We start from the raw sequence: 23,449 nt of genomic DNA, 5'->3' as shown, positions 1-23,449 counted from the left end.
CAATGAAGAAAAAAATGTTTTTCGACAAAAGACTACTTGTCATCTTTCTGTTGTTCTCTGTTATTTGCTTTGGTCAGAGACCAAGTAATAATGAGAACGAGCGCAATATTAAAATTGATTCACTCATAATTGATGCCGTAAACCTTATTGGAGCTTCAAATTTTACTGAATCTGTTAAGAAGCTAGAAGAAGCTCGATATCTTGCGCAAAAGATTGATAATAAAAGTAGAGCTGCTACTGCCAGTCAGCTCCTTAGCAATGTATATTTAAAACAGGGAGAGTTTGACAAAGCTAATATCGAAATCAGAGATGCGATTATTACTCATCAAGAACTTAAAGAGACAGATCAGTTAGGTAAAGACTACTTATATTATTCTCAAATTCTAATTAAAACTGACGATTCGCAGCGGGCCTTGCCCTTTTTACAACAAGCAGAAACTATCTTAATAGGTTCTCGTGACAAAGGAGTTACAGACGATCTCGCTTCAGCCTATCTCTATCATGGTAACATTTTGCAAGAATTAAAAAAACCGGAAGAAGCATTACCGAAATATGAGAATGCACTCGCATTGCTTCTAGATCAAAAGAAAAAAAATTACTTTGTAATTGCGCGTATTTACATTCAAAGTTCGCGGGCATACGAAAGTCTCTTATCTACAGAGAAAAGTTTAGATTATGCTAAAAAAGCTCACGAATTAAGTATAAGCAATAATTTTCCGCAGATAGAGCTTGATGCCCTAGCACTCCTTAGCACTATTTACAGCAATTCTAAAGACTACGAGAAGGCTTTTACCTATCTAAATACTTACAATCAGAAACGCCAGACCTACTTTGGTGATAATGGCTCAAATACAAAAGCCTTAACTATACGCAACGCGCTTTTATCTGAGATAGATCCTGCAGATTATAACCCAGCAAGGCTAGTACAAGCCAATAAAATTACCACAGTTTTAATTATTGCTCTATTTACTATACTCTGCCTTCTGGCGCTATCGCTTTATAAAAACAACAATCTTAGAGCTAAAGCAAACGAATTACTACAAGCTAAAAATGCAGAATTAATTATTGCTAAGGAAAATGCAGAAAAAGCTTCTGTTGTAAAGGCACAATTCTTATCTACAATTACACACGAGCTGCGAACACCTATGTACGCTGTAACAGGTTTGACCCACTTATTATTAAGTGAAAATCCTACAGATGAGCAAAAGAAACATTTAGATTCTCTTAAATTTTCTGGTGAGTATTTACTCTCACTTATAAATAATATTCTTGATCTCAACAAACTTGAAGCTGATAAGGTAGAAGTAGAAAAAGCGACATTTAACCTGCGTAAGCGTGTAGATGATGTGCTGTTTGCCTTAGAAAGATCTGCTCAGGAGAAAGGCAATAAACTTATATTAGAATACGATAATGCAATCCCAGAACAAATTGTAGGTGATCCACTTATGATGTCTCAAATTCTAATAAATCTAATTGGTAACGGAAACAAATTTACTCGTGACGGCAGTATTTTTGTTAGAATAAACCAAATTAGCAAGAATGAAACGCAAACCTATCTTCATTTTGAAATTGAAGATACCGGTGAAGGTATAAGTAAGAAAAAACAAAAAGACATCTTTCAAAACTTTACACAGGGTTCTGTTCAAATTAACAGGAAATTTGGTGGTACCGGCTTAGGTCTCTCTATTGTAAAACGTTTATTAAACTTACAGAAGAGTAAAATTGAACTGGAAAGTACACTAGGAAAAGGATCAAAATTTTTCTTTGATATTAAATATGCCCTACCATTGAGTAAAGACAAAGAACCCGAAGAACGCGTATACGAGATTGATTATGAATCTTTAAAAGGAAGAAAAATCCTCGTTGTAGAAGACAATAAAATTAATCAAATGATCACCCGTAAAATCTTAGAAAAGAATTTTATGGAATGTGACGTTGCAGACAACGGAGAGATTGCCATAGAAAAAGTAAGATTTGAAACTTATGACCTTGTTCTTATGGATATTCACATGCCGGGAATTAGCGGTATAGAAGCAACCGAAAAAATTAGAGAGTTTAATAAAGACCTTCCTATTCTCGCCTTAACCGCTGTAACTATAGATGAAAATATAGACGATTTCTATCTTGCTGGATTTAATGACATCATCCCAAAGCCTTATAAAATTGAAGAATTCTTCTCTAAAATACACAATGCATTAAAGCGTAAAAATGTTATTCTCTAACTGAATTTGATTGTGCGAAGTTTAGAATAAGACGATTAAATTCTTCCGTATTTCTATGAAAATTAAAAGTAATGGGGATGTAAAATAGAGCTGCTTTATTCAGTTTTCCATTAAGTCGCACAAAATCCTTTTCGGTTGTAAGAATAACAGGATACTCATCAAGTTTTTTGAGTTCGTCATCAGAAAAATTATGATGGTCTGCAAATTGAAGATGGGTGTAGCTTAAGTACTCCTTATCTAAATACTTCAAAAAAGGTTTAGGTTTAGCAATACCCGTAACTACTGTTATTTGTTTTTTATTAAACACATCCCACCTTACAACACCTGTTTTAGATTGTGGCTTTCCGTAGTTTATAGTTGCAAAATAAACGGTAGCATCAGTATATTTTGAAATCTTCTTTTGTATTTCCTGTTGCTTTTCAATTGACAAATTTTGAGGACATTTAGTCACCACAACACAATCTGCTCTATCTGCTCCTTGCCTGCTTTCTCTTAAATTGCCTGCGGGTAAAACGAAATCATCGTAAAATAAATCATCAAGGGCGGTAAGTAAAATAAGCAAACCCGGCTTTACCTTACGGTGTTGATAGACGTCATCTAAGACAATTAATTCGGGTAGTGGTACTGTATCTCGTAATTTTGAAATACCTATAACACGGTCTTCACAAACAGCAACACGTACATCTCTAAACTTTCTGGCAAATTGCAAAGGTTCGTCTCCCGTATCTGTAGCTTTTAAGTTTGATGTCACCTCAAGATAACCCTTAGTATTTCTGCCGTATCCTCTGCTAAGTGTTGCAGTACAGTATGTATCTTTCAATAAAGAAACCACATACTCTGTCATGGGTGATTTCCCAGTGCCTCCTGTAGATAGATTACCTATACCTATAATCGGAAAATCATAGGATTTAGAATCAAAAAAAGAGTTGTCAAAAAGATAGTTCCGCAAACGCGTAACGCCGTCATAGGGTACAGCAAATGGCCAAAGTATTTTACGAGCATTCTTCACAGGCTCGAAGTTATAATTTTTATATTTACGCACCACAGGCTGAGTTACTCTGTTGTTTTTCCACAGAATTGTTTGATAACAAACTACTTTCAGCACAACGTCTTAAAAAGAATTTTACAGTTTAATATATTATGATAATTAACGAAGTTATTGAAGCCTTAGAAGAGTTTGCACCTCTGGCTTATGCCGAAGATTTTGACAATGTAGGACTTCTTCTAGGAGATAAGAATAAAGAAGTTACCGGTATTTTAGTGGCGCTAGATACCCTTGAAAAAACGGTAGATACTGCAATTGCTAAAAATTGCAACCTTATTGTAAGTTTTCATCCTATTGTTTTTAGCGGATTAAAAAAAATAACGGGTAAAAATTATGTGGAGCGTGTAGTTTTAAAAGCTATAAAAAATGATATCGCTATTTATGCGATTCACACAGCTTTAGATAATATGCCCCACGGCGTTAGTAAAGGTATGTGTGACGCTTTAAATCTTATTAATAGAAAAATTCTTATCCCTAAAAAAGGTGTTATTAAAAAACTAACAACCTACGTCCCCGAAGCGGAAATTGAACACGTACGTAATGCATTGTTTGATGCCGGTGCAGGTAATATTGGCAATTACGAATCCTGTAGTTTTAATACCTTAGGGTTTGGAACATTTACAGGTAATGCAAATAGCAATCCTACAAAGGGTAAACGTGGTGAGTTTCAAAAAGAGAATGAAATTCAACTTCACGTAACTTTTGAGGCGCGTTTAGAATCAAAAATACTCCAGACCCTTTTTAATGCACATTCTTATGAGGAAGTCGCTTATGAAATCACCACGCTAGATAATTCCAATCAAAATATAGGAATGGGGATGCTTGGCGAACTTCCTGAAGCGATGAATGCATTGCCTTTTTTACAATTAGTCTCAAAAAACTTCAATGCAAAAGGGGTACGCCACTCGATGCTGCTCGACAAACCCATTAAAAAAGTAGCTGTTTTAGGTGGAAGCGGAAGTTTTGCCATAGATGCTGCAATTAGCTCTGGAGCAGACGCTTTGATCACCGCAGATTTAAAATACCATCAGTTTTATCAAGCTGAAAATAAACTTATACTGGTAGATATAGGTCACTATGAAAGTGAGCAATTCACAAAAAATATTCTTACTGACTTTCTTACGAAAAAATTTACTAATTTTGCAGTCGTTTTAGAAGACGAAAACACCAATCCTATTAAGTATTTATAATATGGCAAAAAAGACCGAAGCTACCGTTGAAGAAAAACTCAGAGCATTATATGATTTGCAACTGATACATTCTCGTGTTGATACCATTCGCAATGTGCGTGGTGAGCTTCCTTTAGAAGTAGAAGATCTTGAAGATGAAGTTGCAGGATTAAATACCCGACTTGAAAAACTAGGAGGTGAACTTGGTTTAATCGATGATCAGATTAAAGCTAAGAAAATTCTTATTGATGAATCAAAAGCTTCAATTAAGAAATATACTGAGCAGCAAAAGAATGTGCGCAATAACAGAGAATACAATTCTTTAAGTAAAGAGATTGAGTTTCAAGAATTAGAAATTCAATTAGCTGAAAAAAATATTAGAGAATACCGTGCTCAAATTGAGCAAAAAAATGCTGTTATTGATCAGACTAAAGAACGTGTTGGAGAGCGCCAAAAGCACTTAAAACACAAAAAACAAGAACTTGATGCAATTTTAGCAGAAACTGAAAAAGAAGAGCAAGCTCTTTTATCTCAGAGTGAAGCTTTTGAAAATTCTATAGATGAGCGTCTTGTAAAAGCATACAATCGTATTCGATCAAACGTACGCAATGGCCTTGCTATTGTTGCAATTGAGCGCGGTGCATCTGGAGGATCTTTCTTTACTATTCCTCCACAAGTTCAAGTAGAAATCGCTGGTCGCAAGAAAATTATCACAGATGAGCATAGCGGTAGAATTCTTGTAGATGAAGAATTAGCACGCGAAGAACAAGAAAAAATGGAAGCGATCTTCTCTAAAATATAAGATCTCAACATATATTACTTTAAAAGCCTCGTTTCTACGAGGCTTTTTTTATACCCTAAACTAGAGTTTAACAAGGTATTAGCAAGAGCGTCTTTAAGATTCCTCTAATTTTATTTAAAAATAAGGTTATGAAGATTTTATCATCGTTCTTTCTCCTTCTCCTTCTATGTATCTCGTGTAAAAATTCAGATACTACAGATCACGATGCGCTAATGATGCAAAAAGATCCTGTACAAACTCAAGCTGTAGATAGCTTTGAACGCGCTTATTTTGCCAGTGGTTGTTTCTGGTGCGTTGAAGCTGTATTTGAAAGCGTAAAAGGTGTTGAAGAAGTGGTAAGCGGTTATAGTGGTGGAAGTGAAAAGAATCCAACATATGAACAGGTAAGCTATGGCAAAACCAATCATGCAGAAGCTGTTGAAGTATTTTATAATCCGCAAGTAATTTCTTATCAAACGCTAGTTAATGTGTTTTTTGCATCGCAAGACCCTACGACTTTAAATAGACAAGGTCCTGATCGCGGTCGCCAATACAGATCTATTGCTTTTTATCAAAATGAGGATCAACATACTATTCTAGAAAACACTATAAAAAAGCTAAATGAACAATTTTACGATGGTAAAATTACAACTCAGGTAATGCCTTTTCAAAAATTCTGGAAAGCGGAAAATTATCATCAGGATTATGAACTTAATCACCCAAATGACCCGTATATCGTGGGAGTTTCAATACCCAGACTAAATAATTTTAAAAAGAAATATCCTGAATTATTAAAAGAAAATACCGCATACTAATGACCAAAGCCGCTTTTTTACCATTATTCTTGTTTGCACTATCAGCAACAGCTCAAGAGGATTTCTCAAAGTATAAATCACGAAATCGTATCTTGGTTTTTTCTACTACAAGTCTTCAAAATGAAAATTTTAAAAAACAGTGGGAGCTTTTTAAGGCAAGTTCAAAAAAACTAGATGATCGCAATATTATCTTGTTTGCTCTTTCTAAAGGTAGAATTTACGATAGAGCATTAAAAGTGGTTACCTCCTATTTAATCGCCCCCCTTCGAAAAAACTATAAGATTCCTGTGGCTTTTGAAGGCATCACACTAATAGGAAAAGACGGAGGGGTGAAGTTTCAAAAAACATATAATATTGAGCCCCGTACAATTTTTGAGGTAATAGATCAAATGCCAATGCGCCAGCGCGAAATGAGACAAAATATAGACGATTAATTAGCAGTCGCTTTCAACTCATAAATAAGCGGATATAATTTGTCTTTAGTTTCAAAGCCAGATTCTGTTCTTATGAGTTCTGGTAAAATATTATAGGGTGATGCGTCATGCTCGTTTAAGAAGTCTATTTTTAAACCCGCCTCAATTAATGCATTAACTACAGTTCCCAACCCGTGATTCCAGGTGCACTCTTTACTTATCATAGGTGCTTCAGGCTCTGCATACGTGCCCTTGTATTCTTCATAAATCATTTGAGTTTCATTATAAGCATATTTTAAAACAGCAGGTTGTTTTGTATAATCAAACATCCACACTAGTGGGTGAAATTCAACCATATAAAAAGTGCCTCCCGGTTTTAAACATTTAGCAATCATAGCCGCCCAGGGCTTCAAATCTGGTAACCACCCCACTACACCATAACTGGTATAAACAATATCAAATTTCATATTAACCAGCTGAGCAGTATCCAAAACGTTTCCGCATAAAAAACGTGCATCTAGCGCCAATTCATCATTTAAATTTTCTGCTATTTCAATAGCTTTAGCAGAAAAATCGATTCCCACACAGGCTGCCCCCAGCCTACTCCAGCTCAAGGTATCTTGTCCAAAATGGCATTGTAAATGTAAAAGCGACTTACCAGCCACATCAGCTAATGCACCTAACTCGTATGAATTGAGACTAGACTTTCCACTTTTAAAAGCTTCTAAATCATAAAAAGCACTGGCTGCGTGGTAGCATGCCTTTAAATCCCACGTTGCTTTGTTAACATTAAAATAGGATTCATATGTATTCATTTATAAAACGTTTAACAGGAGTCTTGGTTAGGCTACCGTAATTTCATTGACTAATATACTAAGAATATAATTTAATAACATAGATCAACCTTGTATAAGCCAGAGATCTATATTTTTATTTAAAATTGAAAAAGAAAAATTATGAAAACTGATCAACCTTTATTAGAATCATTTGTTTTAGGAGATATTACGCTAAAAAATAGAGTAGTTATGGCTCCTATGACACGCAGTCGCGCAGATAATGCTGGTAATGTACCTACAGATTTGCATGTAAAATATTATACTCAAAGAGCCGGGGCAGGATTAATCATTACCGAAGGCTCACAGGTATCTAAACGTGCAGTAGGATACATTCACACTGCGGGTATACATACTGCAGAACAAATAGAAGGCTGGAAAAAAGTTGTGGATGCCGTTCATGCAGAAGATGGAAAAATTTTTATACAACTATGGCACGTAGGTCGTATGTCACATCCTGACTTTCACAATGGTGATAAACCGTTGGCGCCAAGTTCCGTTAACCCTAACGCTCAAGCGTATACTTCAGACGGATTTAAAGATACTGTAGCGCCAAAAGAAATGACTTTAGCTGAGATTGAAGAAACACAGCAAGAGTTTGTAGATGCTGCAAAAAATGCATTAGAAGCAGGTTTTGACGGTATTGAAATACACAGTTCTAACGGATATTTATTTCATCAGTTTTTTAATAAAAAAGCAAATTTACGTACCGATAATTACGGCGGAAACATAGAAAACCGAGTGCGCTTTTTCTTTGAAACATTAGATAAGGTCAAAGAAGTTGTACCAGAAAATAAAATTGGTATTCGTTTAAACCCATCTTTAAATGGTGTTTTTGGTATTGAAGCTACAGAAGATACGATACCTACATTTGACCACATTATTGAGCGTTTAAATAACTACGACTTATCGTATTTACACCTCTCTGAACCATTTACAGATGTTAGCGAGATTGATTTTTTAGAAACGGAAATCGCAAAAAGATACAGACCTATCTACAAAGGAAATTTAATGATTAATGGTGGCTTCACTCAAGAAAAAGGAAATGAAGTGATTAAAGAAGGTAATGCAGATTTAGTTGCTTTTGGAAAACTCTATATCTCAAATCCTGATCTTGCAGAGCGTTTTGCTATCAATGCACCTATGGCAGAATGGGATAACGACACATTCTATTCTCAAGGAGCTAAAGGGTATATAGATTACCCAACTTACGCTGAAGAGGCTCAAGAGGCTTAAAGCAAATCAAAAAGTTATGTTATTTTGTTTAATGTTAACAGCGTTATAGTTAGACAAAAATTAAATTTAGGGTAAGTTTTACTTACCCTTTTTTTATGAAACATTATACAGCACAAACGATAGAAGAAATGCCTTCTAGATATAGAGCGCATTTTATAAATAGTTGTACCGGCTTTAAGTCAGCAAACTTACTCGGTACAATTTCTAAAGATGGCATTACAAACGTCGCTATATTTAGCTCGGTAACACATCTGGGAAGTAATCCTCCTTTATTAGGCTTTATTCTAAGACCTACTACTGTAGAACGTAATACCTACGACAACATCAAAAAATCTGGAATATTTACGGTGAATCATGTAAATCAGAATTTTATACGAGAAGCGCATCAAACTTCTGCAAAATACGCTGGTACCGTTTCAGAATTCAAGGAAACACTTCTAGGGGAGGAGATTTTAGATGATTTTAAAGCTCCTTACGTCAAGCAGAGTCGCATAAAACTAGGATGTGAATATGAGAATGAATATTTCATCAAAGAAAATGACTGCATCTTTGTTATAGGAAAGATCAAGCACATTTATGTCGATAAAGAAATACAAGATGATGACGGCTGGTTAAATCTAGAACGGGCACAAACTGTTTGTATTGATGGCCTTGATGGTTATGCCTTACCGCAAATCTTAAATCGCTTTTCGTATGCAAAGCCCGGCGAATCTTTAAAAACTTTATAAATTAGGATGGCTCATAAAAAAGCTAATCTACCAGAAAAAATATGTTTAGTCTGTAAAAGGCCTTTTTCCTGGCGAAAAAAATGGCAGGCAAGTTGGGAAGAGGTTAAATACTGTAGTGAACGATGCCGCCGTAATAAAACTGAAAAATGAATTTAATTTGGTTTAAAAACGATCTTAGAACGATAGACCATACAGGTCTATCACTTGCTTCTAAAACTAAAAAAACCACAATTGCTATATACTGTTTTGATCCCAAACAGTTTAAAAAAGATCGTTTTGGCTTTAAGAAGACTGAAAAGTATAGAGCTCAATTCCTTATTGAAACAGTTAGTGAATTAAGAGAAAATTTACAGAAATTAAATATTACTCTTTTTGTTTACAATGAAGAGCCTAAGATTGCTATTCCCAAACTTGTGAAAAATTATCAGGTAGGACGAATTTATTTTCAAAAAGAATGGACGTTTGAAGAGCGTAATACAATTGAAGATGTTAAAATAAATTGCCCAGATGATGTATTGTATATAGAAAATTTTGATCAATTTTTATGGCATCCTGAAGACCTACCCTATTCAGACTATTCTGAAATCCCTAAGGTATTTACAAACTTCAGAAAGTACTGCGAAAAGCAAGTAAATGTGCGACCTCCTCTTAATAAATTAGATGCTTTCCCAGCTGAAAATCTAATTTCTCAATCTACGCAAATCTCCTCTTTACACGATTTGGGTTTATCAGAATTTAAAATTGATAAACGAACCGCTTTTCCCTTCAAAGGTGGAGAAAATCAGGCAAATCTAAGACTACAAGAATACTTCTGGGATACTAAAAAACTTCAGTATTATAAAAAAACCCGTAACGGATTAGTGGGTAAAGATTACAGCTCAAAACTTTCTGCCTGGTTAGCTAACGGAAGTGTTTCAGCACGTATGATCTATTGGGAAGTTCAACAATTTGAAAAAAATGAGACTAAAAACGACAGTACATACTGGCTCATTTTTGAACTTATATGGAGAGATTTTTTCAAATATGTATCTTTAAAACACGGCGATAAGATATTTAAAATAGGTGGTATTTTAAATGCAAATTATGATTGGGATACAAATGAACATACTCGCAAAAACTGGATTAACGGTACTACAAAATATGATTTTGTCAATGCAAATATGCTTGAACTCAGCAATACTGGATGGATGAGTAACCGCGGAAGACAAAACGTTGCGAGTTTCTGGGCCAAAGAGTCAAAACAAGATTGGCGTATTGGGGCAGCCTATTTTGAAAGCCTGCTCATAGATTATGATGTTCACAGCAATTATGGGAACTGGATTTATAATAGCGGCGTAGGCAATGACCCTCGAGACCGCATTTTTAATATAAAAAGTCAGGCAGAGCGCTATGACGAATCTGGAACATTCACCAGGCTATGGCTGCAAAACAGCTTATTTGATTAATAAAAATCTATTTTGAAAAAACTACGTTTAGTTTTAGGCGATCAACTTAACCACAAACACTCGTGGTACAAAGACGATTCTAAAGATGTGATTTATTTTATGGCCGAAATGCGCCAGGAAACAGATTATGTCACCCATCATATTCAAAAAGTTATTGCTTTTTTTGAGTCGATGCGCAATTTTGCAGATTGGCTTGAAGAACGAGGTAATCTAGTCATTTTCTACAAAATAGATCACCCCGACAATTCTCAAGACTTATCAAAAAATATTCAAGCACTGATTAAAGCTCATAAAATAGATAAGTTTGAGTATCAACTACCGGATGAATATAGACTAGATCAACAACTCACAAAAATTGCTTCAGAACTCAGTATAGAATCAGAAGCTTTTAACACAGAGCATTTCTTAACCTCCCGCACAGATCTCGAACAATTCTTTAAAGGAAAAAAAACTTTTACGATGGAATATTTCTATCGTGATATGCGTAAGAAGTATTCCATTTTAATGATAACAGGAAAAGACCCTGAAGGCGGTAAATGGAATTTTGACCAAAGTAATCGTAATAAATGGAAAGGTGAACCTGAAATTCCGAACGAGCGTGGCTTTAGAAAAGATGTTTCCCAAACTGTAAAACGTATTACAAAGGCTGAAGTGAAAACATTGGGAACCGTTGAAGAAACTAATTTTAACTGGCCCACTTCACGACCAGACGCTTTAAGCGTACTTAATTATTTCTGCGAAAATTTATTAAAATATTTTGGCGACTATCAAGACGCAATGGCTCCTAATGAAGCCTATCTATTTCATAGTAGACTTAGTTTTGCGTTAAATAGTAAACTTTTAGATCCGTTAGAAGTAATTGAGAAGGTTATTGAGCATTGGCGAGAGCACAAAGATGATATAGACATTAGTCAGGTAGAAGGTTTTGTACGTCAAATTTTAGGCTGGCGCGAATATATGCGCGGTATTTATTGGATGAAAATGCCCGAGTACGCTACAAAAAACAAGCTCGATAATCAAAATAAGCTACCAGATTTTTATTGGACCGCAGACACTAAAATGAATTGTTTGCACCACAGTATAAAGCAAAGTCTAGATCACGCCTACGCACATCATATACAGCGATTAATGATTACGGGCAATTACGCGTTGCTCACTCAGACACATCCTGATGAAGTTGACGCCTGGTATTTGGGTATTTATATTGATGCAATTGAATGGGTAGAAATTACAAATACTCGCGGTATGAGTCAGTTTGCAGATGGCGGTATTGTTGCTACAAAACCTTATATATCTAGTGGAAGTTATATAAATAAAATGAGTACCTACTGCAAAGATTGCCATTACAATGTAAATCTCAAAACCGAAGATGATGCCTGTCCCTTTAATAGTCTGTACTGGAACTTTCTGAGTAAAAAGAAAGAACACTTTGCTGAAAATTTTAGAATGAAAATGATGTTACGGCTATTAGAAAAGATTGAACCTACAGAGCTCGAAAAGATTATATACAGAGCAGAGAATATCATAAATAATCCCCAAAATTTTTAATTCTTCCGTTAATTCACTGTTAAGCATATACTTTATACTCTTCAAAAAAATTACTTTTATATCACTAACCAATATTTATATTATTATGAAAGATATCATTTGGCTTATCGTTGTGATCCTTATTATAGGCTGGCTTGTGGGGTATTTTGGCTTTGCAGAATCTGTAGGAAGTTTAATTCATATCTTACTTGTTCTTGCCGTAATTGCAATATTATACAAGCTTGCAACAGGAAGACGCCTCTAATTGAATTTTAACCAATAATTCTATACTTATGAAACGTATTTTTTTAATGCTATTTACTGCTAGTTTATTGGCAACTACATTAAACAGTTGTCGTGAAACTACAGGAGACAAAATTGAAGACGCTGCTGATGATGTAGGAGATGCTGTAGAAGACGCAGTAGATTAGTCTTAACCGAAATAAATAAAAAAATCTGTACAACGTACAGATTTTTTTTTGCCTTAAAGTCACGCATAACTATTTAAATCTCTTAACACTCTAGCGTTAATAGGAGTTAAAGGTTACTAGAATACACAGTGTGTATTTTAATTTAGCAAAAAAATAAAAGTTATGATTACAGACAAAAATAATAGAACAATAGAAAATCTAAGTGGAACCTGGAATTTACATAACGGTTATAAAATGCCCTATATAGGTTTAGGTGTTTACAAGGCAGATGACGGTGAAGAAGTAATTAATGCTGTAAAATGGGCTTTAGAAGCGGGTTATCGTCATATAGATACTGCAAAAGCCTATGATAATGAAGAAGGTGTAGGTATAGCTATTAAAGAAAGTAAAATAGACCGTAAAGATATTTTTCTTACTAGCAAAGTATGGAATAGTGATCAAGGTTATGATGAGACGATACAGGCATTTAATGACTCTTTAAAACGTTTAGATACAGATTATTTAGACTTATATCTTATACATTGGCCAGTAGAAGGAAAGTATAAAGATACCTGGAGAGCTCTTGAAAAATTGTACAAAGAAGGCAAAATAAAAGCTATTGGGGTTAGTAATTTTCTTAAGCATCATTTAGATGATTTAATGAAAGATGCAGAAATAAAACCCATGATAGATCAACTTGAGTTTCACCCGTGGTTAGTTCAAAATGAACTACAGGATTTTTGCAAACAAAACGATATCCAATACGAAGCCTGGTCACCCCTAATGCAAGGCAAGGCTTTTGAAAATGAAACCTTGAAAGAACTAGGGGAAAAATATGGCAAATCTCCTGCTCAAATTGTCATTAGATGGGATTTACAGAATGGAGTTATTACAATTCCGAAATCTACTTCAAAAGATCATATCATAAGTAATAGTGAGGTTTTTGACTTTGAACTTACAGATTTAGATATGAAAAAGATAAATGCATTAGACCGCGATGAGCGCATAGGGCCTAATCCTGATAATTTTGATTTCTAGAGTATATAATTATGAAATCAAAAAAATTAACGAAGACCGCTTTACAGCGGTCTTTTTTTATGTTTAATAAGGAGTAATCTACACTCAAAATACACAGTTATTCTAATGTAGCTTTGTATTTTTACTCCCCAAAAATTGATTTTATGTGGAATTTAGACGGAAAGACAGCATTAGTAACTGGTGGTACTAAAGGTATTGGTAGAGCTACGGTAAAGGAACTTTTAAGCCTAGGAGCAAAAGTTATTTTTACTTCGCGCAGTCAGAAAGATATAGACAATTTTGAAAGTGAATTACAGGAACAAAGTTATATCTGTAATGGTATTGTGTCTGACGTAAGCGTAGAAGATGATCAGGATCGCCTTACTGATTTTGTTTTTGAACGTAGCGGTAGTCTTGATATTTTAGTAAATAATGCTGGTATAAACATTAGAAAAGAAGCCACACATTATGAACCTGAAGAATACCGAAAAATTCTTGAAATTAATCTTATTGCTCCTTTTGAACTAACCCGCAAATTTTATGCATTGCTAAAACGATCTGGCAAGGCTTCAGTCATAAATGTGGCATCTGTTGCTGGTAGCCAAGACGTAAAAAGCGGCGCTCCTTATGCGATGTCAAAATCAGGATTATTGCAGCAAACCCGTAGCTTAGCTTCAGAATGGGCTGAGCACAATATTCGTGTTAACAGCGTATCACCCTGGTATACACGTACACCTCTAACAACAGAAGTACTAGAAAACGATTCTCGTATTGCAAAAATTATAGAACGCACACCCTTAAATCGCGTTGCAGAACCTGAAGAAATGGCGAGCGCAATTGCTTTTTTAGCAATGGACAAAGCCTCATACATAACTGGTCAAAACATTATAGTAGATGGCGGTTTAAGTGCAAATGCTTTATAGTTTATTTATAGCCCTGCGCTTGCAAATCAAATAATTCTGCGTAGAGTTTAGGAGCTTCCATAAGCTCTTCATGAGTACCTAATTCAAGAATTTGACCGTCTTCTAAAACCAGAATTCGGTCAGCCATTCGTACTGTGCTAAAACGATGTGAGATTATGATACTGGTCTTTCCTTTAGTTAAATCAATAAAACGCTCAAACACTTCATATTCTGCTTTAGCATCTAGCGCAGACGTAGGCTCATCTAACACCATTACGAGCGCATCTTTCATATAAGCCCGTGCTAAAGCTACTTTTTGCCACTGGCCTCCAGAAAGTTCCTGACCTTGTTTAAATCGTTTACCTAATTGAGTTTCATAACCGTTCTTTAAATCTTTGATTACCTCGGTAGCCAGACTTAGCTGTGCCGCGTTTTCAATACGACTATCATCTGTAACAGCAAGTATATCACCTACAGCAATGTTTTCGCGTAGCGTAAATTCATACCTGAAAAAATCCTGAAAAATAACGCCAAACATTTGCTGAAAATCAGCTTTACTGTACTCGTTAATATTAATACCATCTAGTAAAATCGCACCCTGAGTAGGTTCATAAAAACGAAGCATTAATTTAATCAGCGTTGTCTTTCCGGCTCCGTTTTGTCCTACAAAAGCCATTTTCTCGCCGGCTTTAAGCTCAAAACTAACTCCTTTTAGAACTTCAGTATCACTACCGGGATATGCAAAATGAACATCTTTTAACTCAAATCCTTTTTTAATTTCTAATGGCAGATCTAAAAACACCTTGCCCTTATCTGGAATTACCAGGTCTACAAAATCGAAATAATCTTTTAGGTACAGAGCGCTTTCTGTAATTCGTGTAAAGTTTGAGAAGAAGGTTTGCAAGCTATTACGCAACCTATTGAACGAAGCTGATAAGAAGGTAAGTTCACCTATAGTAATCTCACCTACAAGCACACTTCTAATAATTACGATATATGCCCCGTAGTAACATACTACACCCAGAATATTAAAGATAGCGCTGTAAACACTGCGCTTTACAGTAATTCTTTTATTTATATCATAATAACGCTCACTTAAGTTTCTAAAGCGTTTTGCAATAAAGTCTGTAAGCCCAAAAAGTTTAATTTCTTTAGCGGTCTTGTCATTTGCGCCTATGTATCTAAGATAATCAAGCTCGCGACGTTCGGTCGTCCAGCTTCTTGATAACGAATATTGCTGTCCGCTAAATCTAATTTCATTTACAAATAAAGGGATGATACTTAAAGCGAGTAAAACGATTAGCAGGGGTTCAAAATAGATTAATCCTGCAATAAGCGTAGCTATAGAAATAACGCTTTGTGCTTGTCCTAGCGCGTTACTCATAAGACCTACACGACCTTGCGTTTGCTGTCTGGCACGCTCCAGTTTATCATAGAATTCTGAGTCTTCTAACTGACTCATGTCGATCTCACTAGTTTTACGAATCATCGTCTCTGATGATCTGATGTTGTATTTGTCGCCCAGTAAGCCATCTGTAATGGCAATGATTCTACTTATTATATCTGAAACAACAGCGATTACAAATTCAAGGATTACATAATTCCATAACTGGGTATAATCTGGCTGGGCAGCTGCAACCTGAGCAATAATCTCATCTATGATTAGCTTTCCTACCCATAAAATAACTACAGGTGCAAATGCATTAATGAGACGACATAGAAGATTTACAAGAAATAATTGCGGACTAACATTCCATATTTCTTTAAAAAATCTAGGAATAAAGCGGAGTGCCTGAAACGACGCCCGTACATTTGTTTTTTTCTTATCTGAAATACTATCGAGTCCTCGAGCCATAGCACAAATATACTCTTGCCGGGTGGTAAGATTAAGCCGGGATTGCTTAAAAAATACTTAATTATAAATTACAATCGCAATAATTATCGCCTCCTTTGCCAAGGCGATAGGTAAGGGTGAAGCCCAAATAATTGTAAATATCATTTTTCTGAAAGTAACTTATACGATTAGCTTCAAGCTCCTGAGGTTCTGGCTCTGTACCATCTAGATTATCTGTAGAACTTAAATGCATTGCAAACTCAATACCCACCTGGATTTTAGGAGATACAAAAGTCTTTAATCCCAAAGCTACCGGTATTGCTGTTTTTGTCTTATTTCCATAATCTATGGCTACTACATCTTCATTCCCCACACTTAACGGGTAATATAATTCACTCCATACAAAACGGAAAAGCCGGCATAAACATAGGGAGAAATGGGCAATGCAGAATCTGAAAATAATTGAAATGGAGTATACTCTAGAGCAATGGTTCCTTCTAAGTTAGAATTATCAAAAGAATAATACAGATTCTTACCTCTGCCGTTTCCGCGGAAATTATCTTTTGCGTCACGGTCATTATCGTGTAGGTTCATATAAATAAAGCTTCCGCGAAGTGCAATTTTTTCATTAAAATTTAGTTTTCCCAGCACTCCAAAGAAACCACTATTAGGAGCCAGGTAACTTTTGTTACCTATCTCTCCTACATAGTTTGTACCACCCAAATACAAACCTAAATCGTACGTTTTCTGTGCATTAACAGTAAAAAAGAGGAGCAATGTAATTATTGAGGTAATTACTCGAAGATTCATTTAAGTCAGTTTTTTTTTTGCAAAAAGGCAGCTTAGAAGTTAATTCGTAAAATTTGTATAGTATTAAGTATAACTCTCAAATTACGAGAAAATTATAACTCAACATAAAATACTTAAATATGTGAAGTAATGTGGTTATGCTTCCACAGCGCTCTTAAGCATTTTCCGTTTGTAATAAAAGATAAGTAACATACTACACAAAGCACAGGTAAAGAGTAAATATAATAATGGCATTACTCCTACAGTTACCAGTTGTGAAACCGCAATACTTGCAATTGACCCAAAAATCATCCCTATACTTCCTACCAGCGCAGATGCACTACCCGCTTGTATTGTAAAAGGGTCTAAGGAAAGCGCCGTGGTATTAGGATTTTGAAACCCTATACAGAAAAGCATCATAAATAAAAATGGATAGATAATCCAAAAATGAACGCCCACAATACTACTTACTACAAGACCAGAAAAGGTTAATAATGTAAGCGCAATACTTATACTCAAGGCGATATTAAAAAGTGAAAACCTTTTAAGTGCCAACCTGTTTATTTGACTACCTAATATTAAGCCTAAAGCATTGCTGCCAAAAACCCACCCAAATTGCTGCTCAGATAAGCCGAAAAATGTCATAAAGATAAATGGAGCGCTACTTACGTAGCTCAATAAAGCCCCTAATGAAAATCCCCGGGTCATTGCAAAAATGAAAAATTCTCTATTTTTCAATATAGACAGGTATTCTGTAAGAATTTTTTTAGGTCGTAAACTGGTGCCTTTGTTAGGTTTTGCACTTTCAGGAAGTATGTAGGTAATTAATAATAACATCAAAACCGCAAAACCGGCTAATATAAAAAACACAGCTTCCCAGTCAAAAGCCCCAATTACAAGACCTCCTACAGTTGGCGCAATTATAGGAGCTACCCCCATAATTAACATTAATGTAGATAGCACATCTGCCACCTGCTTTTTTTCAAACAAATCCCGCACCATCGCTTTAGATGCTACCATACCCGCACAACCTCCTAATGCCATAAAAAAGCGCGCAATTACAAGAATCTCGAGTTCCCAGCTAAATGCACATATTAACGAAGAAATAATAAATAAAATAAGTCCTCCTATAAGCGGTCTTCTTCTCCCAAATCTATCCATTAAAGGCCCATATGCTAACTGCCCTAAAGCGATACCTATAAGATAACTCGTAAGGGTGTACCCTACTTTGCTGATGTCTACATTAAAGTCTGATGCCACGTTTTCAAAACCTGGTAAGTACATGTCTATAGAAAAAGGACCTATAGCTATGAGTGTTCCCAGTATGAGAACAATTAAATTGCGGGAAGATGTAGTATAGCGTTTTGTCATAACAGGCTTTGCGTTTGCAAAATTAAAGCTTGATTCTGCAACAAATTGGCTTTGAGATGTTATTAAAATTGTAAAACTAGAACCGTTTTTCTTAAGGTATCGTTGTAGTTATTTTAAAATAAAAAAGAGACGGTAAACCATCTCTTTTTTACTTACGTTTATACCCTAATGCTGTCGGATAATGTGTTTTCCATCCAAGGATCTGCCTGATTTTTGTGAAATGTAGAAGAATCCTTTACGATGTAATCTTTACTTTTTTTTAAACTTTTCTAAAAGTTCAAAATTTACATTGATGGGAACCTGCAACCCCGGATACTTTAGAGCGTACATATCATCTTTTTTCCCTACTAACTCTAACTCAATTGGTGTTTCCATAATTATAAGGTTTAATTAATAGTTTTGGCCTATGCCAAACAAAAAAAATACCAATTAATACCGAAAAGCTTTCACTCAAAAAAACTGTCAAATTTTCAGAATTAGATAATCTAACTCAATTGCAAAGGCACCTCCATCAACAATATCGAAGCATTTTCAGAAGCGGTAAGCGTTACAGCAATAGTCTCCAGAACACCTAAAGCATCTCTGCGCTCTAATGTTTGATCACCTGCGGTAATGCTTCCTTCCAATACAAAAATATAAAGACCATTGCCTTTTTTATTAAAATCATATGTAACCGATTTCCCGGCTTCCAAATCAACCATATTGAACCAGGCATCCTGATAGACCCAAACTCCTGCATCATCTTTATTGGGCGAAAGAACCTGCTGCAGTTTGTTTTTACGATCTGCTTTATCAAGTGTTATTTGATCGTAACGCGGCTCAACATTTTGCTGATTTGGGATCACCCAAATCTGTAAAAATTTTACGGTTTCGTCTTTGTTTTTGTTATACTCACTATGCTGCACGCCGGTGCCTGCACTCATCACCTGTATATCTCCTTCTTTAATCACCGTCGTATTTCCCATACTGTCTTTGTGTTCTAAATCACCAGAAAGCGGTATAGAAATGATTCCCATATTTTGATGCGGGTGGGTACCAAAACCCATTCCGCCGCTTACCTGATCATCATTTAAAACACGTAGAACGCCAAAGTTCATACGTTCAGGATTGTAATAATTTGCAAAACTAAAAGAGTGTTTGCTGTGTAACCATCCGTGATTAGCATCACCACGAGTATCTGCTTTGTGAAGTATCGTTTTCATCTTTTTAAGATTAAGATTTACGCTCAAATTTAGGGTTTAAGAGTATTTCTAATTACTGCTATATAGTCGGAAAAATGCCAAAAACTTACCGCTTAGGGTGGTATTAGCACACATTTGATTACTGCTCTAAATAAAGAATCACTACGTAAAACCTAACGGAAACGTTTGTATTTTTGCAACTTAAACTAAGTTACTATGAAAAAAATATTACTTACTCTTGCAGCAGTTGCTGCATTAGTTTCTTGTAAAACAGAAACAAAAACTGAAATTTCAGAAAACCCTACTGAAACACAAGCTATTCAAGAAGAACGTACTCCAGAGCAAGAGGTTGCTTATAAAATTGCTGAGGCTAGCGGTTTAGAAAATTGGGATAAGGTTTCAGAATTACAATTTACTTTTAACGTTGATCGCGGTGATAGTCATTTTGCACGCGCCTGGAAATGGAATCCAAAGACAGACGATGTTACCATGATGAGCCCCGAAGACACTATTAATTACAATCGTAAAAGTGTAGATAGCCTTGCTATGAATGCAGACAAAGGCTTTATAAACGATGCATATTGGTTAATGGCTCCTATGCACCTTGTGTGGGATAATGAAGGGACAAACCTTACGGTACAGGATACTGCCACTGCCCCTATGAGCAAGCAACTAATGAAAAAAATCACTATTACGTATGGTAATGAGGGCGGCTATACGCCTGGAGATGCCTATGATTTTTTCTACGATGATACGTTTATGGTACGTGAGTGGATTTACCGTAGAGGCAACGTTTCAGAATTTTCTATGGTTACAACCTGGGATGATTATAAGGATTATAATGGTATAAAAATCGCATCAGATCACAAGGCTCCTGAAGATGCTGTGCATTTGTATTTTACAGACATCGCTGTAAAAACCGAAGAGTAAGCTACTTATATTTAAAAAGTTTAAAGCCATCTGCACATCAGGTGGCTTTTTTATTTTACACGGTAACTTAGTAACCACAAATACTTTTATTAAAATTTGGGCGTGCCCCTACGGGTCGGGCTATACGCTCCTAGTCCTCGCCACAGTCTCGCTTAAGGCGCAACTGCAGCTGTGGGCTATCTTCTACTATCCTTCACGCTAAAAAAAGTCTGATTTTCTTCAGTCTATATTAAGCTGTTTGAATTAGGATAATTAAGCTTTTTTATTCCTTTTTAAAGTAATTGCTACAACCCCGGCAAGAAATGTAAATAGTAATAAAGCTATAAAGCTTCCTTTAAGGTTAAATGTTTCCGCCAGAAAGCCAAGAAATACAGGACCCAGTAATAAACCTACAAAGCCGGTACCGGCAATAAAACTAATTCCTTCTGCTGCATTTATGCCTTTTAAATTACCACTATATCTAAACAATTCTGGCACCACTAAAGAAAGTCCTAAACCTACAAAACCAAAGCCCAATAAAGCCGTCGAAGTAGTTGCGCTTAACACTAAACTAAAACCCAAGGTTGCCGTAAAACATCCTGCTATCATAATAAGCCTGGACCCAAATTTTGCGCTTATACTATCTCCAAAAAATCGCCCCAATGCCATCATTCCGTTAAACATAGTGTAACCCATGCCTACTAAGGTTATTGCCGCAAAAGTTACATTTTCGAGATATAGTGCACTCCAATCTACAATTGCTCCCTCTGCTGCCATCACTAAAAAGCCTATAAGCGCAAGACCTACTAATGGTCTCAAATTTTTCAGCTTAAAACGTGTCTCATCTTCCTCTTTTACTGCTTTTAAGTGCATATAATTTTTACACATTATAAAATTTATGATTAGCATTAGCACGATCACTCCGGCCATATGATACCATGGTAATTTTATATAAGGTATGAGCAACGTGCCTATACCGGCACCTAACATTCCGCCTAAACTAAAAAAGCCATGAGAAACCGACATAAAATGTACGTTATCTCTTTTTTCGATTTCGGTAACTAGGGTATTTATAGCCACGTCCATCAATCCAGAAAAAATACCGACTGCAAAAAGGGAAACACACAGAAGTACATACGTGGGTGCTAAAAACGGACCTATAAAAACGATACAAAAACCACTTACAGCTACGATAATTGCTTTTCCTAGTTCAAGAAATTTAATGATTCTAGGTACAAAAGGAATCGTGGCCAGTGTACCTAACGCCATAAAGAAAACGGCAAACCCTAATTTACCCTCACTAATTTGAAGCTTTGCAGTAATTTCAGGAATATAAATTGCCCAGGTGCCAAAAATTATATTCAAAGTTGCAAATAGAAAAACCGGAGTAAAGTATCTTTTAGTACTAAAAACAAGGCGAAGTGCTTTCATAGCATAGTTTTATTTACAAGCCCACAAAATACCAAAAATCTAAGCAGCGCCTAAAAGTATTTTAATTGCTATTTTTACAACCTATGTTAGAGAAAGAAAAAAATATGTTTCAAAACTCGTTAGCCTATGCAAAACAGGCTGATTCAGAAGATCCACTAGCGCACTTCCGTGAGAAATTTAACCTTCCAAAAGATGAACATGGTAAAAACCTCATTTACCTCTGTGGAAACTCGTTAGGACTTCAGCCTAAAAAAGCACGCGATTATGTCGCAGAAGAGCTAAATAATTGGGCAGAAATAGCTGTAGAAGGTCATTTTAAAGCAAAAGTGCCATGGACGGAATATCACGAGATTCTTACCAAACCTATGGCAGATATCGTAGGCGCAAAGCCTAGCGAGGTAGTCATAATGAATACGCTTTCAACAAATTTACATTTGATGATGGTATCTTTTTACAGGCCTACTGCTACACGTCATAAAATTTTGATTGAGAGTGATGCATTTCCTTCAGATAGTTATGCCGTTAAATCACAAATTAAAGAGAAAGGTTTTGACCCCGAGAGTTCTCTAATTTTATGGAAACCAAGACCAGGAGAACATTTGTGCCGTTTTGAAGACCTTGAAGCTTTAATGGCAGAACATGGGAAAGATATTGCACTGGTGATGATAGGTAATTCTAATTACTATACAGGACAAAAATACCCGATTAAAAAAATTACACAACTAGGCCATAAATACGGATGCAAAGTAGGTTTTGATTTGGCTCACGGTGTGGGTAACATAGATGCAGACCTACATGAAAACGGTCCTGACTTTGCTGTCTGGTGTACTTATAAATATTTAAACAGCGGCCCGGGAGCAATAGGTGGCTGTTTTGTTCACGAGCGTCACGCAAATGATAAAGAAATCCCTCGCTTTACCGGCTGGTGGGGACATAAAATGGATAGCCGTTTTAATATGCGAGTAAATTTTGATCCTATTGAGGGTGCCGAAGGTTGGCAATTGAGCAATCCGCCGATACTTTCTATGGCACCCATACGGGCTTCATTAGAAATATTTGCAGAAGCAGGATTTCAAAACATACGTGCAAAATCAAGAAAAATAACCGGCTATTTAGAATTTCTTATCAAAGATTTAAAAGATGATCGTTTAGCTATTTTAACACCTTCAAACCCAGACGAGCGTGGCTGCCAGTTATCTATTCAGGTTAAAAACGCAGATAAAAGCTTACACGATGGTTTTATGCAGGCAGGTATTATTTGTGATTGGAGAGAGCCAGACGTTATACGTGTAGCTCCTGCTCCACTGTATAATAGCTTTGAAGATGTATTTGAAATGACCCAACGATTAAAAGAACTTTTAGCTAAAAAATAAACGGTTGTTTTAAAAACT

The 23,449-nt window shown here is 35.8% G+C and carries 25 protein-coding genes; 16 read left to right on the top strand and 9 right to left on the bottom strand.

Annotation, left to right across the window (positions count from 1 at the left end; genetic code table 11):
- Window positions 1-14: 14 nt before the first annotated feature.
- Window positions 15-2,222 (top strand): response regulator, encoded by a 2,208-nt coding sequence (locus ACIGAM_RS07695; RefSeq protein WP_396510878.1) that lies wholly within the window; start codon window positions 15-17, stop codon window positions 2,220-2,222.
- On the opposite strand, the gene lpxK is transcribed toward ACIGAM_RS07695, so the two are convergent.
- Window positions 2,212-3,327, bottom strand: coding sequence for a tetraacyldisaccharide 4'-kinase (gene lpxK, locus ACIGAM_RS07690; protein WP_396510877.1), 1,116 nt, complete (start codon window positions 3,325-3,327; stop codon window positions 2,212-2,214). The genes ACIGAM_RS07695 and lpxK overlap by 11 nt on opposite strands.
- Window positions 3,328-3,362: 35 nt before the next feature.
- On the opposite strand from lpxK, the gene ACIGAM_RS07685 reads away from it, so the two are divergent.
- From ACIGAM_RS07685 to ACIGAM_RS07670, 4 genes are all read left to right on the top strand, one after another.
- Window positions 3,363-4,457, top strand: a complete 1,095-nt coding sequence (locus tag ACIGAM_RS07685; protein WP_396510876.1) for a Nif3-like dinuclear metal center hexameric protein — start codon at window positions 3,363-3,365, stop codon at window positions 4,455-4,457.
- 1 nt (window position 4,458) lies between these two features.
- Window positions 4,459-5,238, top strand: a complete 780-nt coding sequence (locus ACIGAM_RS07680; protein WP_028377660.1) for a zinc ribbon domain-containing protein — start codon at window positions 4,459-4,461, stop codon at window positions 5,236-5,238.
- Between the two features lie 212 nt (window positions 5,239-5,450).
- The gene (msrA, locus tag ACIGAM_RS07675; RefSeq protein ID WP_396511024.1) at window positions 5,451-6,032 is read left to right on the top strand and encodes a peptide-methionine (S)-S-oxide reductase MsrA; all 582 of its coding nucleotides are present in this window, start codon (window positions 5,451-5,453) and stop codon (window positions 6,030-6,032) included.
- A complete protein-coding gene (locus ACIGAM_RS07670) occupies window positions 6,032-6,466 on the top strand; it encodes a DUF4174 domain-containing protein (protein WP_396510875.1) in 435 nt (144 codons plus the stop codon). Before msrA ends, ACIGAM_RS07670 begins: the two co-directional genes overlap by 1 nt.
- Here ACIGAM_RS07670 and ACIGAM_RS07665 read toward each other — a convergent pair.
- Window positions 6,463-7,260 carry a class I SAM-dependent methyltransferase gene (locus ACIGAM_RS07665; RefSeq protein WP_396510874.1) on the bottom strand — a complete coding sequence of 266 codons (798 nt, stop codon included), beginning with the start codon at window positions 7,258-7,260 and terminating at the stop codon, window positions 6,463-6,465. The genes ACIGAM_RS07670 and ACIGAM_RS07665 overlap by 4 nt on opposite strands.
- A 141-nt stretch (window positions 7,261-7,401) precedes the next feature.
- Between ACIGAM_RS07665 and ACIGAM_RS07660 the strand changes: the two genes are divergently transcribed.
- The 9 genes from ACIGAM_RS07660 to ACIGAM_RS07620 all read left to right on the top strand — a co-directional run bounded on the left by ACIGAM_RS07660 (window position 7,402) and on the right by ACIGAM_RS07620 (window position 14,564).
- Window positions 7,402-8,514: an alkene reductase gene (locus ACIGAM_RS07660; RefSeq protein WP_396510873.1), complete on the top strand. Its 1,113-nt coding sequence runs from the start codon at window positions 7,402-7,404 to the stop codon at window positions 8,512-8,514.
- Between the two features lie 95 nt (window positions 8,515-8,609).
- The gene (locus ACIGAM_RS07655) at window positions 8,610-9,242 is read left to right on the top strand and encodes a flavin reductase family protein (protein WP_396510872.1); all 633 of its coding nucleotides are present in this window, start codon (window positions 8,610-8,612) and stop codon (window positions 9,240-9,242) included.
- Between the two features lie 6 nt (window positions 9,243-9,248).
- Window positions 9,249-9,392 carry a DUF2256 domain-containing protein gene (locus ACIGAM_RS07650; protein WP_396510871.1) on the top strand — a complete coding sequence of 48 codons (144 nt, stop codon included), beginning with the start codon at window positions 9,249-9,251 and terminating at the stop codon, window positions 9,390-9,392.
- Window positions 9,389-10,687, top strand: a complete 1,299-nt coding sequence (locus ACIGAM_RS07645; protein ID WP_396510870.1) for a DASH family cryptochrome — start codon at window positions 9,389-9,391, stop codon at window positions 10,685-10,687. Before ACIGAM_RS07650 ends, ACIGAM_RS07645 begins: the two co-directional genes overlap by 4 nt.
- 12 nt (window positions 10,688-10,699) lie before the next feature.
- Window positions 10,700-12,235 (top strand): cryptochrome/photolyase family protein, encoded by a 1,536-nt coding sequence (locus ACIGAM_RS07640; RefSeq protein WP_396510869.1) that lies wholly within the window; start codon window positions 10,700-10,702, stop codon window positions 12,233-12,235.
- 85 nt (window positions 12,236-12,320) lie between these two features.
- A complete protein-coding gene (locus ACIGAM_RS07635; protein ID WP_371454984.1) occupies window positions 12,321-12,479 on the top strand; it encodes a lmo0937 family membrane protein in 159 nt (52 codons plus the stop codon).
- A gap of 28 nt (window positions 12,480-12,507) precedes the next feature.
- A complete protein-coding gene (locus ACIGAM_RS07630) occupies window positions 12,508-12,645 on the top strand; it encodes a hypothetical protein (protein ID WP_396510868.1) in 138 nt (45 codons plus the stop codon).
- 162 nt (window positions 12,646-12,807) lie between these two features.
- Complete coding sequence (locus ACIGAM_RS07625) at window positions 12,808-13,662, top strand: aldo/keto reductase (RefSeq protein WP_396510867.1); 855 nt, start codon at window positions 12,808-12,810, stop codon at window positions 13,660-13,662.
- A gap of 143 nt (window positions 13,663-13,805) precedes the next feature.
- Complete coding sequence (locus tag ACIGAM_RS07620) at window positions 13,806-14,564, top strand: SDR family oxidoreductase (protein WP_396510866.1); 759 nt, start codon at window positions 13,806-13,808, stop codon at window positions 14,562-14,564.
- A gap of 1 nt (window position 14,565) precedes the next feature.
- On the opposite strand, the gene ACIGAM_RS07615 is transcribed toward ACIGAM_RS07620, so the two are convergent.
- The 6 genes from ACIGAM_RS07615 to ACIGAM_RS07590 all read right to left on the bottom strand — a co-directional run bounded on the left by ACIGAM_RS07615 (window position 14,566) and on the right by ACIGAM_RS07590 (window position 19,739).
- The gene (locus tag ACIGAM_RS07615; protein ID WP_396510865.1) at window positions 14,566-16,398 is read right to left on the bottom strand and encodes an ABC transporter ATP-binding protein; all 1,833 of its coding nucleotides are present in this window, start codon (window positions 16,396-16,398) and stop codon (window positions 14,566-14,568) included.
- 61 nt (window positions 16,399-16,459) lie between these two features.
- On the bottom strand, window positions 16,460-16,750 hold the full coding sequence (locus tag ACIGAM_RS07610; protein WP_396510864.1) for a DUF6089 family protein: 291 nt from the start codon (window positions 16,748-16,750) through the stop codon (window positions 16,460-16,462).
- 2 nt (window positions 16,751-16,752) lie between these two features.
- On the bottom strand, window positions 16,753-17,187 hold the full coding sequence (locus tag ACIGAM_RS07605) for a DUF6089 family protein (RefSeq protein WP_396510863.1): 435 nt from the start codon (window positions 17,185-17,187) through the stop codon (window positions 16,753-16,755).
- Between the two features lie 135 nt (window positions 17,188-17,322).
- Window positions 17,323-18,537 (bottom strand): multidrug effflux MFS transporter, encoded by a 1,215-nt coding sequence (locus ACIGAM_RS07600; protein WP_396510862.1) that lies wholly within the window; start codon window positions 18,535-18,537, stop codon window positions 17,323-17,325.
- A gap of 249 nt (window positions 18,538-18,786) precedes the next feature.
- Entirely contained in the window at window positions 18,787-18,912 is a 126-nt protein-coding gene (locus ACIGAM_RS07595) for a hypothetical protein (RefSeq protein ID WP_396510861.1), read from the bottom strand.
- A 110-nt stretch (window positions 18,913-19,022) separates the two neighbouring features.
- Window positions 19,023-19,739, bottom strand: coding sequence for a pirin family protein (locus ACIGAM_RS07590; RefSeq protein WP_396510860.1), 717 nt, complete (start codon window positions 19,737-19,739; stop codon window positions 19,023-19,025).
- A gap of 195 nt (window positions 19,740-19,934) precedes the next feature.
- Here ACIGAM_RS07590 and ACIGAM_RS07585 point away from each other — a divergent pair, with 195 nt between their 5' ends.
- Complete coding sequence (locus tag ACIGAM_RS07585) at window positions 19,935-20,648, top strand: hypothetical protein (RefSeq protein WP_396510859.1); 714 nt, start codon at window positions 19,935-19,937, stop codon at window positions 20,646-20,648.
- Between the two features lie 252 nt (window positions 20,649-20,900).
- On the opposite strand, the gene ACIGAM_RS07580 is transcribed toward ACIGAM_RS07585, so the two are convergent.
- Complete coding sequence (locus ACIGAM_RS07580; RefSeq protein WP_396510858.1) at window positions 20,901-22,058, bottom strand: MFS transporter; 1,158 nt, start codon at window positions 22,056-22,058, stop codon at window positions 20,901-20,903.
- An 83-nt stretch (window positions 22,059-22,141) separates the two neighbouring features.
- Between ACIGAM_RS07580 and kynU the strand changes: the two genes are divergently transcribed.
- Window positions 22,142-23,431, top strand: a complete 1,290-nt coding sequence (gene kynU / locus ACIGAM_RS07575) for a kynureninase (RefSeq protein WP_396510857.1) — start codon at window positions 22,142-22,144, stop codon at window positions 23,429-23,431.
- Window positions 23,432-23,449 lie beyond the last annotated feature (18 nt).

The sequence above is a fragment of the Leeuwenhoekiella sp. NPDC079379 genome (genome assembly GCF_044542075.1).
Lineage (GTDB): Bacteria > Bacteroidota > Bacteroidia > Flavobacteriales > Flavobacteriaceae > Leeuwenhoekiella.
The sequence above is the reverse complement of the archived record's forward strand: the minus strand, read 5'-3'. Positions and strand labels throughout refer to the sequence as shown.

Excerpts from the sequence above, each read along its gene's own strand:
- ACIGAM_RS07595 (WP_396510861.1), bottom strand. The coding sequence starts at position 18,912 with ATGGAAACACCAATTGAGTTAGAGTTAGTAGGGAAAAAAGATGATATG.
- ACIGAM_RS07630 (WP_396510868.1), top strand. The coding sequence starts at position 12,508 with ATGAAACGTATTTTTTTAATGCTATTTACTGCTAGTTTATTGGCAACT.
- ACIGAM_RS07660 (WP_396510873.1), top strand. The coding sequence starts at position 7,402 with ATGAAAACTGATCAACCTTTATTAGAATCATTTGTTTTAGGAGATATT.
- ACIGAM_RS07685 (WP_396510876.1), top strand. The coding sequence starts at position 3,363 with ATGATAATTAACGAAGTTATTGAAGCCTTAGAAGAGTTTGCACCTCTG.
- ACIGAM_RS07650 (WP_396510871.1), top strand. The coding sequence starts at position 9,249 with ATGGCTCATAAAAAAGCTAATCTACCAGAAAAAATATGTTTAGTCTGT.
- ACIGAM_RS07620 (WP_396510866.1), top strand. The coding sequence starts at position 13,806 with ATGTGGAATTTAGACGGAAAGACAGCATTAGTAACTGGTGGTACTAAA.
- ACIGAM_RS07605 (WP_396510863.1), bottom strand. The coding sequence starts at position 17,187 with ATGAATCTTCGAGTAATTACCTCAATAATTACATTGCTCCTCTTTTTT.
- ACIGAM_RS07590 (WP_396510860.1), bottom strand. The coding sequence starts at position 19,739 with ATGAAAACGATACTTCACAAAGCAGATACTCGTGGTGATGCTAATCAC.
- ACIGAM_RS07645 (WP_396510870.1), top strand. The coding sequence starts at position 9,389 with ATGAATTTAATTTGGTTTAAAAACGATCTTAGAACGATAGACCATACA.
- ACIGAM_RS07665 (WP_396510874.1), bottom strand. The coding sequence starts at position 7,260 with ATGAATACATATGAATCCTATTTTAATGTTAACAAAGCAACGTGGGAT.
- ACIGAM_RS07635 (WP_371454984.1), top strand. The coding sequence starts at position 12,321 with ATGAAAGATATCATTTGGCTTATCGTTGTGATCCTTATTATAGGCTGG.
- ACIGAM_RS07670 (WP_396510875.1), top strand. The coding sequence starts at position 6,032 with ATGACCAAAGCCGCTTTTTTACCATTATTCTTGTTTGCACTATCAGCA.
- ACIGAM_RS07600 (WP_396510862.1), bottom strand. The coding sequence starts at position 18,537 with ATGACAAAACGCTATACTACATCTTCCCGCAATTTAATTGTTCTCATA.
- ACIGAM_RS07615 (WP_396510865.1), bottom strand. The coding sequence starts at position 16,398 with ATGGCTCGAGGACTCGATAGTATTTCAGATAAGAAAAAAACAAATGTA.
- ACIGAM_RS07580 (WP_396510858.1), bottom strand. The coding sequence starts at position 22,058 with ATGAAAGCACTTCGCCTTGTTTTTAGTACTAAAAGATACTTTACTCCG.
- ACIGAM_RS07625 (WP_396510867.1), top strand. The coding sequence starts at position 12,808 with ATGATTACAGACAAAAATAATAGAACAATAGAAAATCTAAGTGGAACC.
- ACIGAM_RS07585 (WP_396510859.1), top strand. The coding sequence starts at position 19,935 with ATGAAAAAAATATTACTTACTCTTGCAGCAGTTGCTGCATTAGTTTCT.
- ACIGAM_RS07655 (WP_396510872.1), top strand. The coding sequence starts at position 8,610 with ATGAAACATTATACAGCACAAACGATAGAAGAAATGCCTTCTAGATAT.
- ACIGAM_RS07695 (WP_396510878.1), top strand. The coding sequence starts at position 15 with ATGTTTTTCGACAAAAGACTACTTGTCATCTTTCTGTTGTTCTCTGTT.
- kynU (WP_396510857.1), top strand. The coding sequence starts at position 22,142 with ATGTTAGAGAAAGAAAAAAATATGTTTCAAAACTCGTTAGCCTATGCA.
- ACIGAM_RS07680 (WP_028377660.1), top strand. The coding sequence starts at position 4,459 with ATGGCAAAAAAGACCGAAGCTACCGTTGAAGAAAAACTCAGAGCATTA.
- msrA (WP_396511024.1), top strand. The coding sequence starts at position 5,451 with ATGATGCAAAAAGATCCTGTACAAACTCAAGCTGTAGATAGCTTTGAA.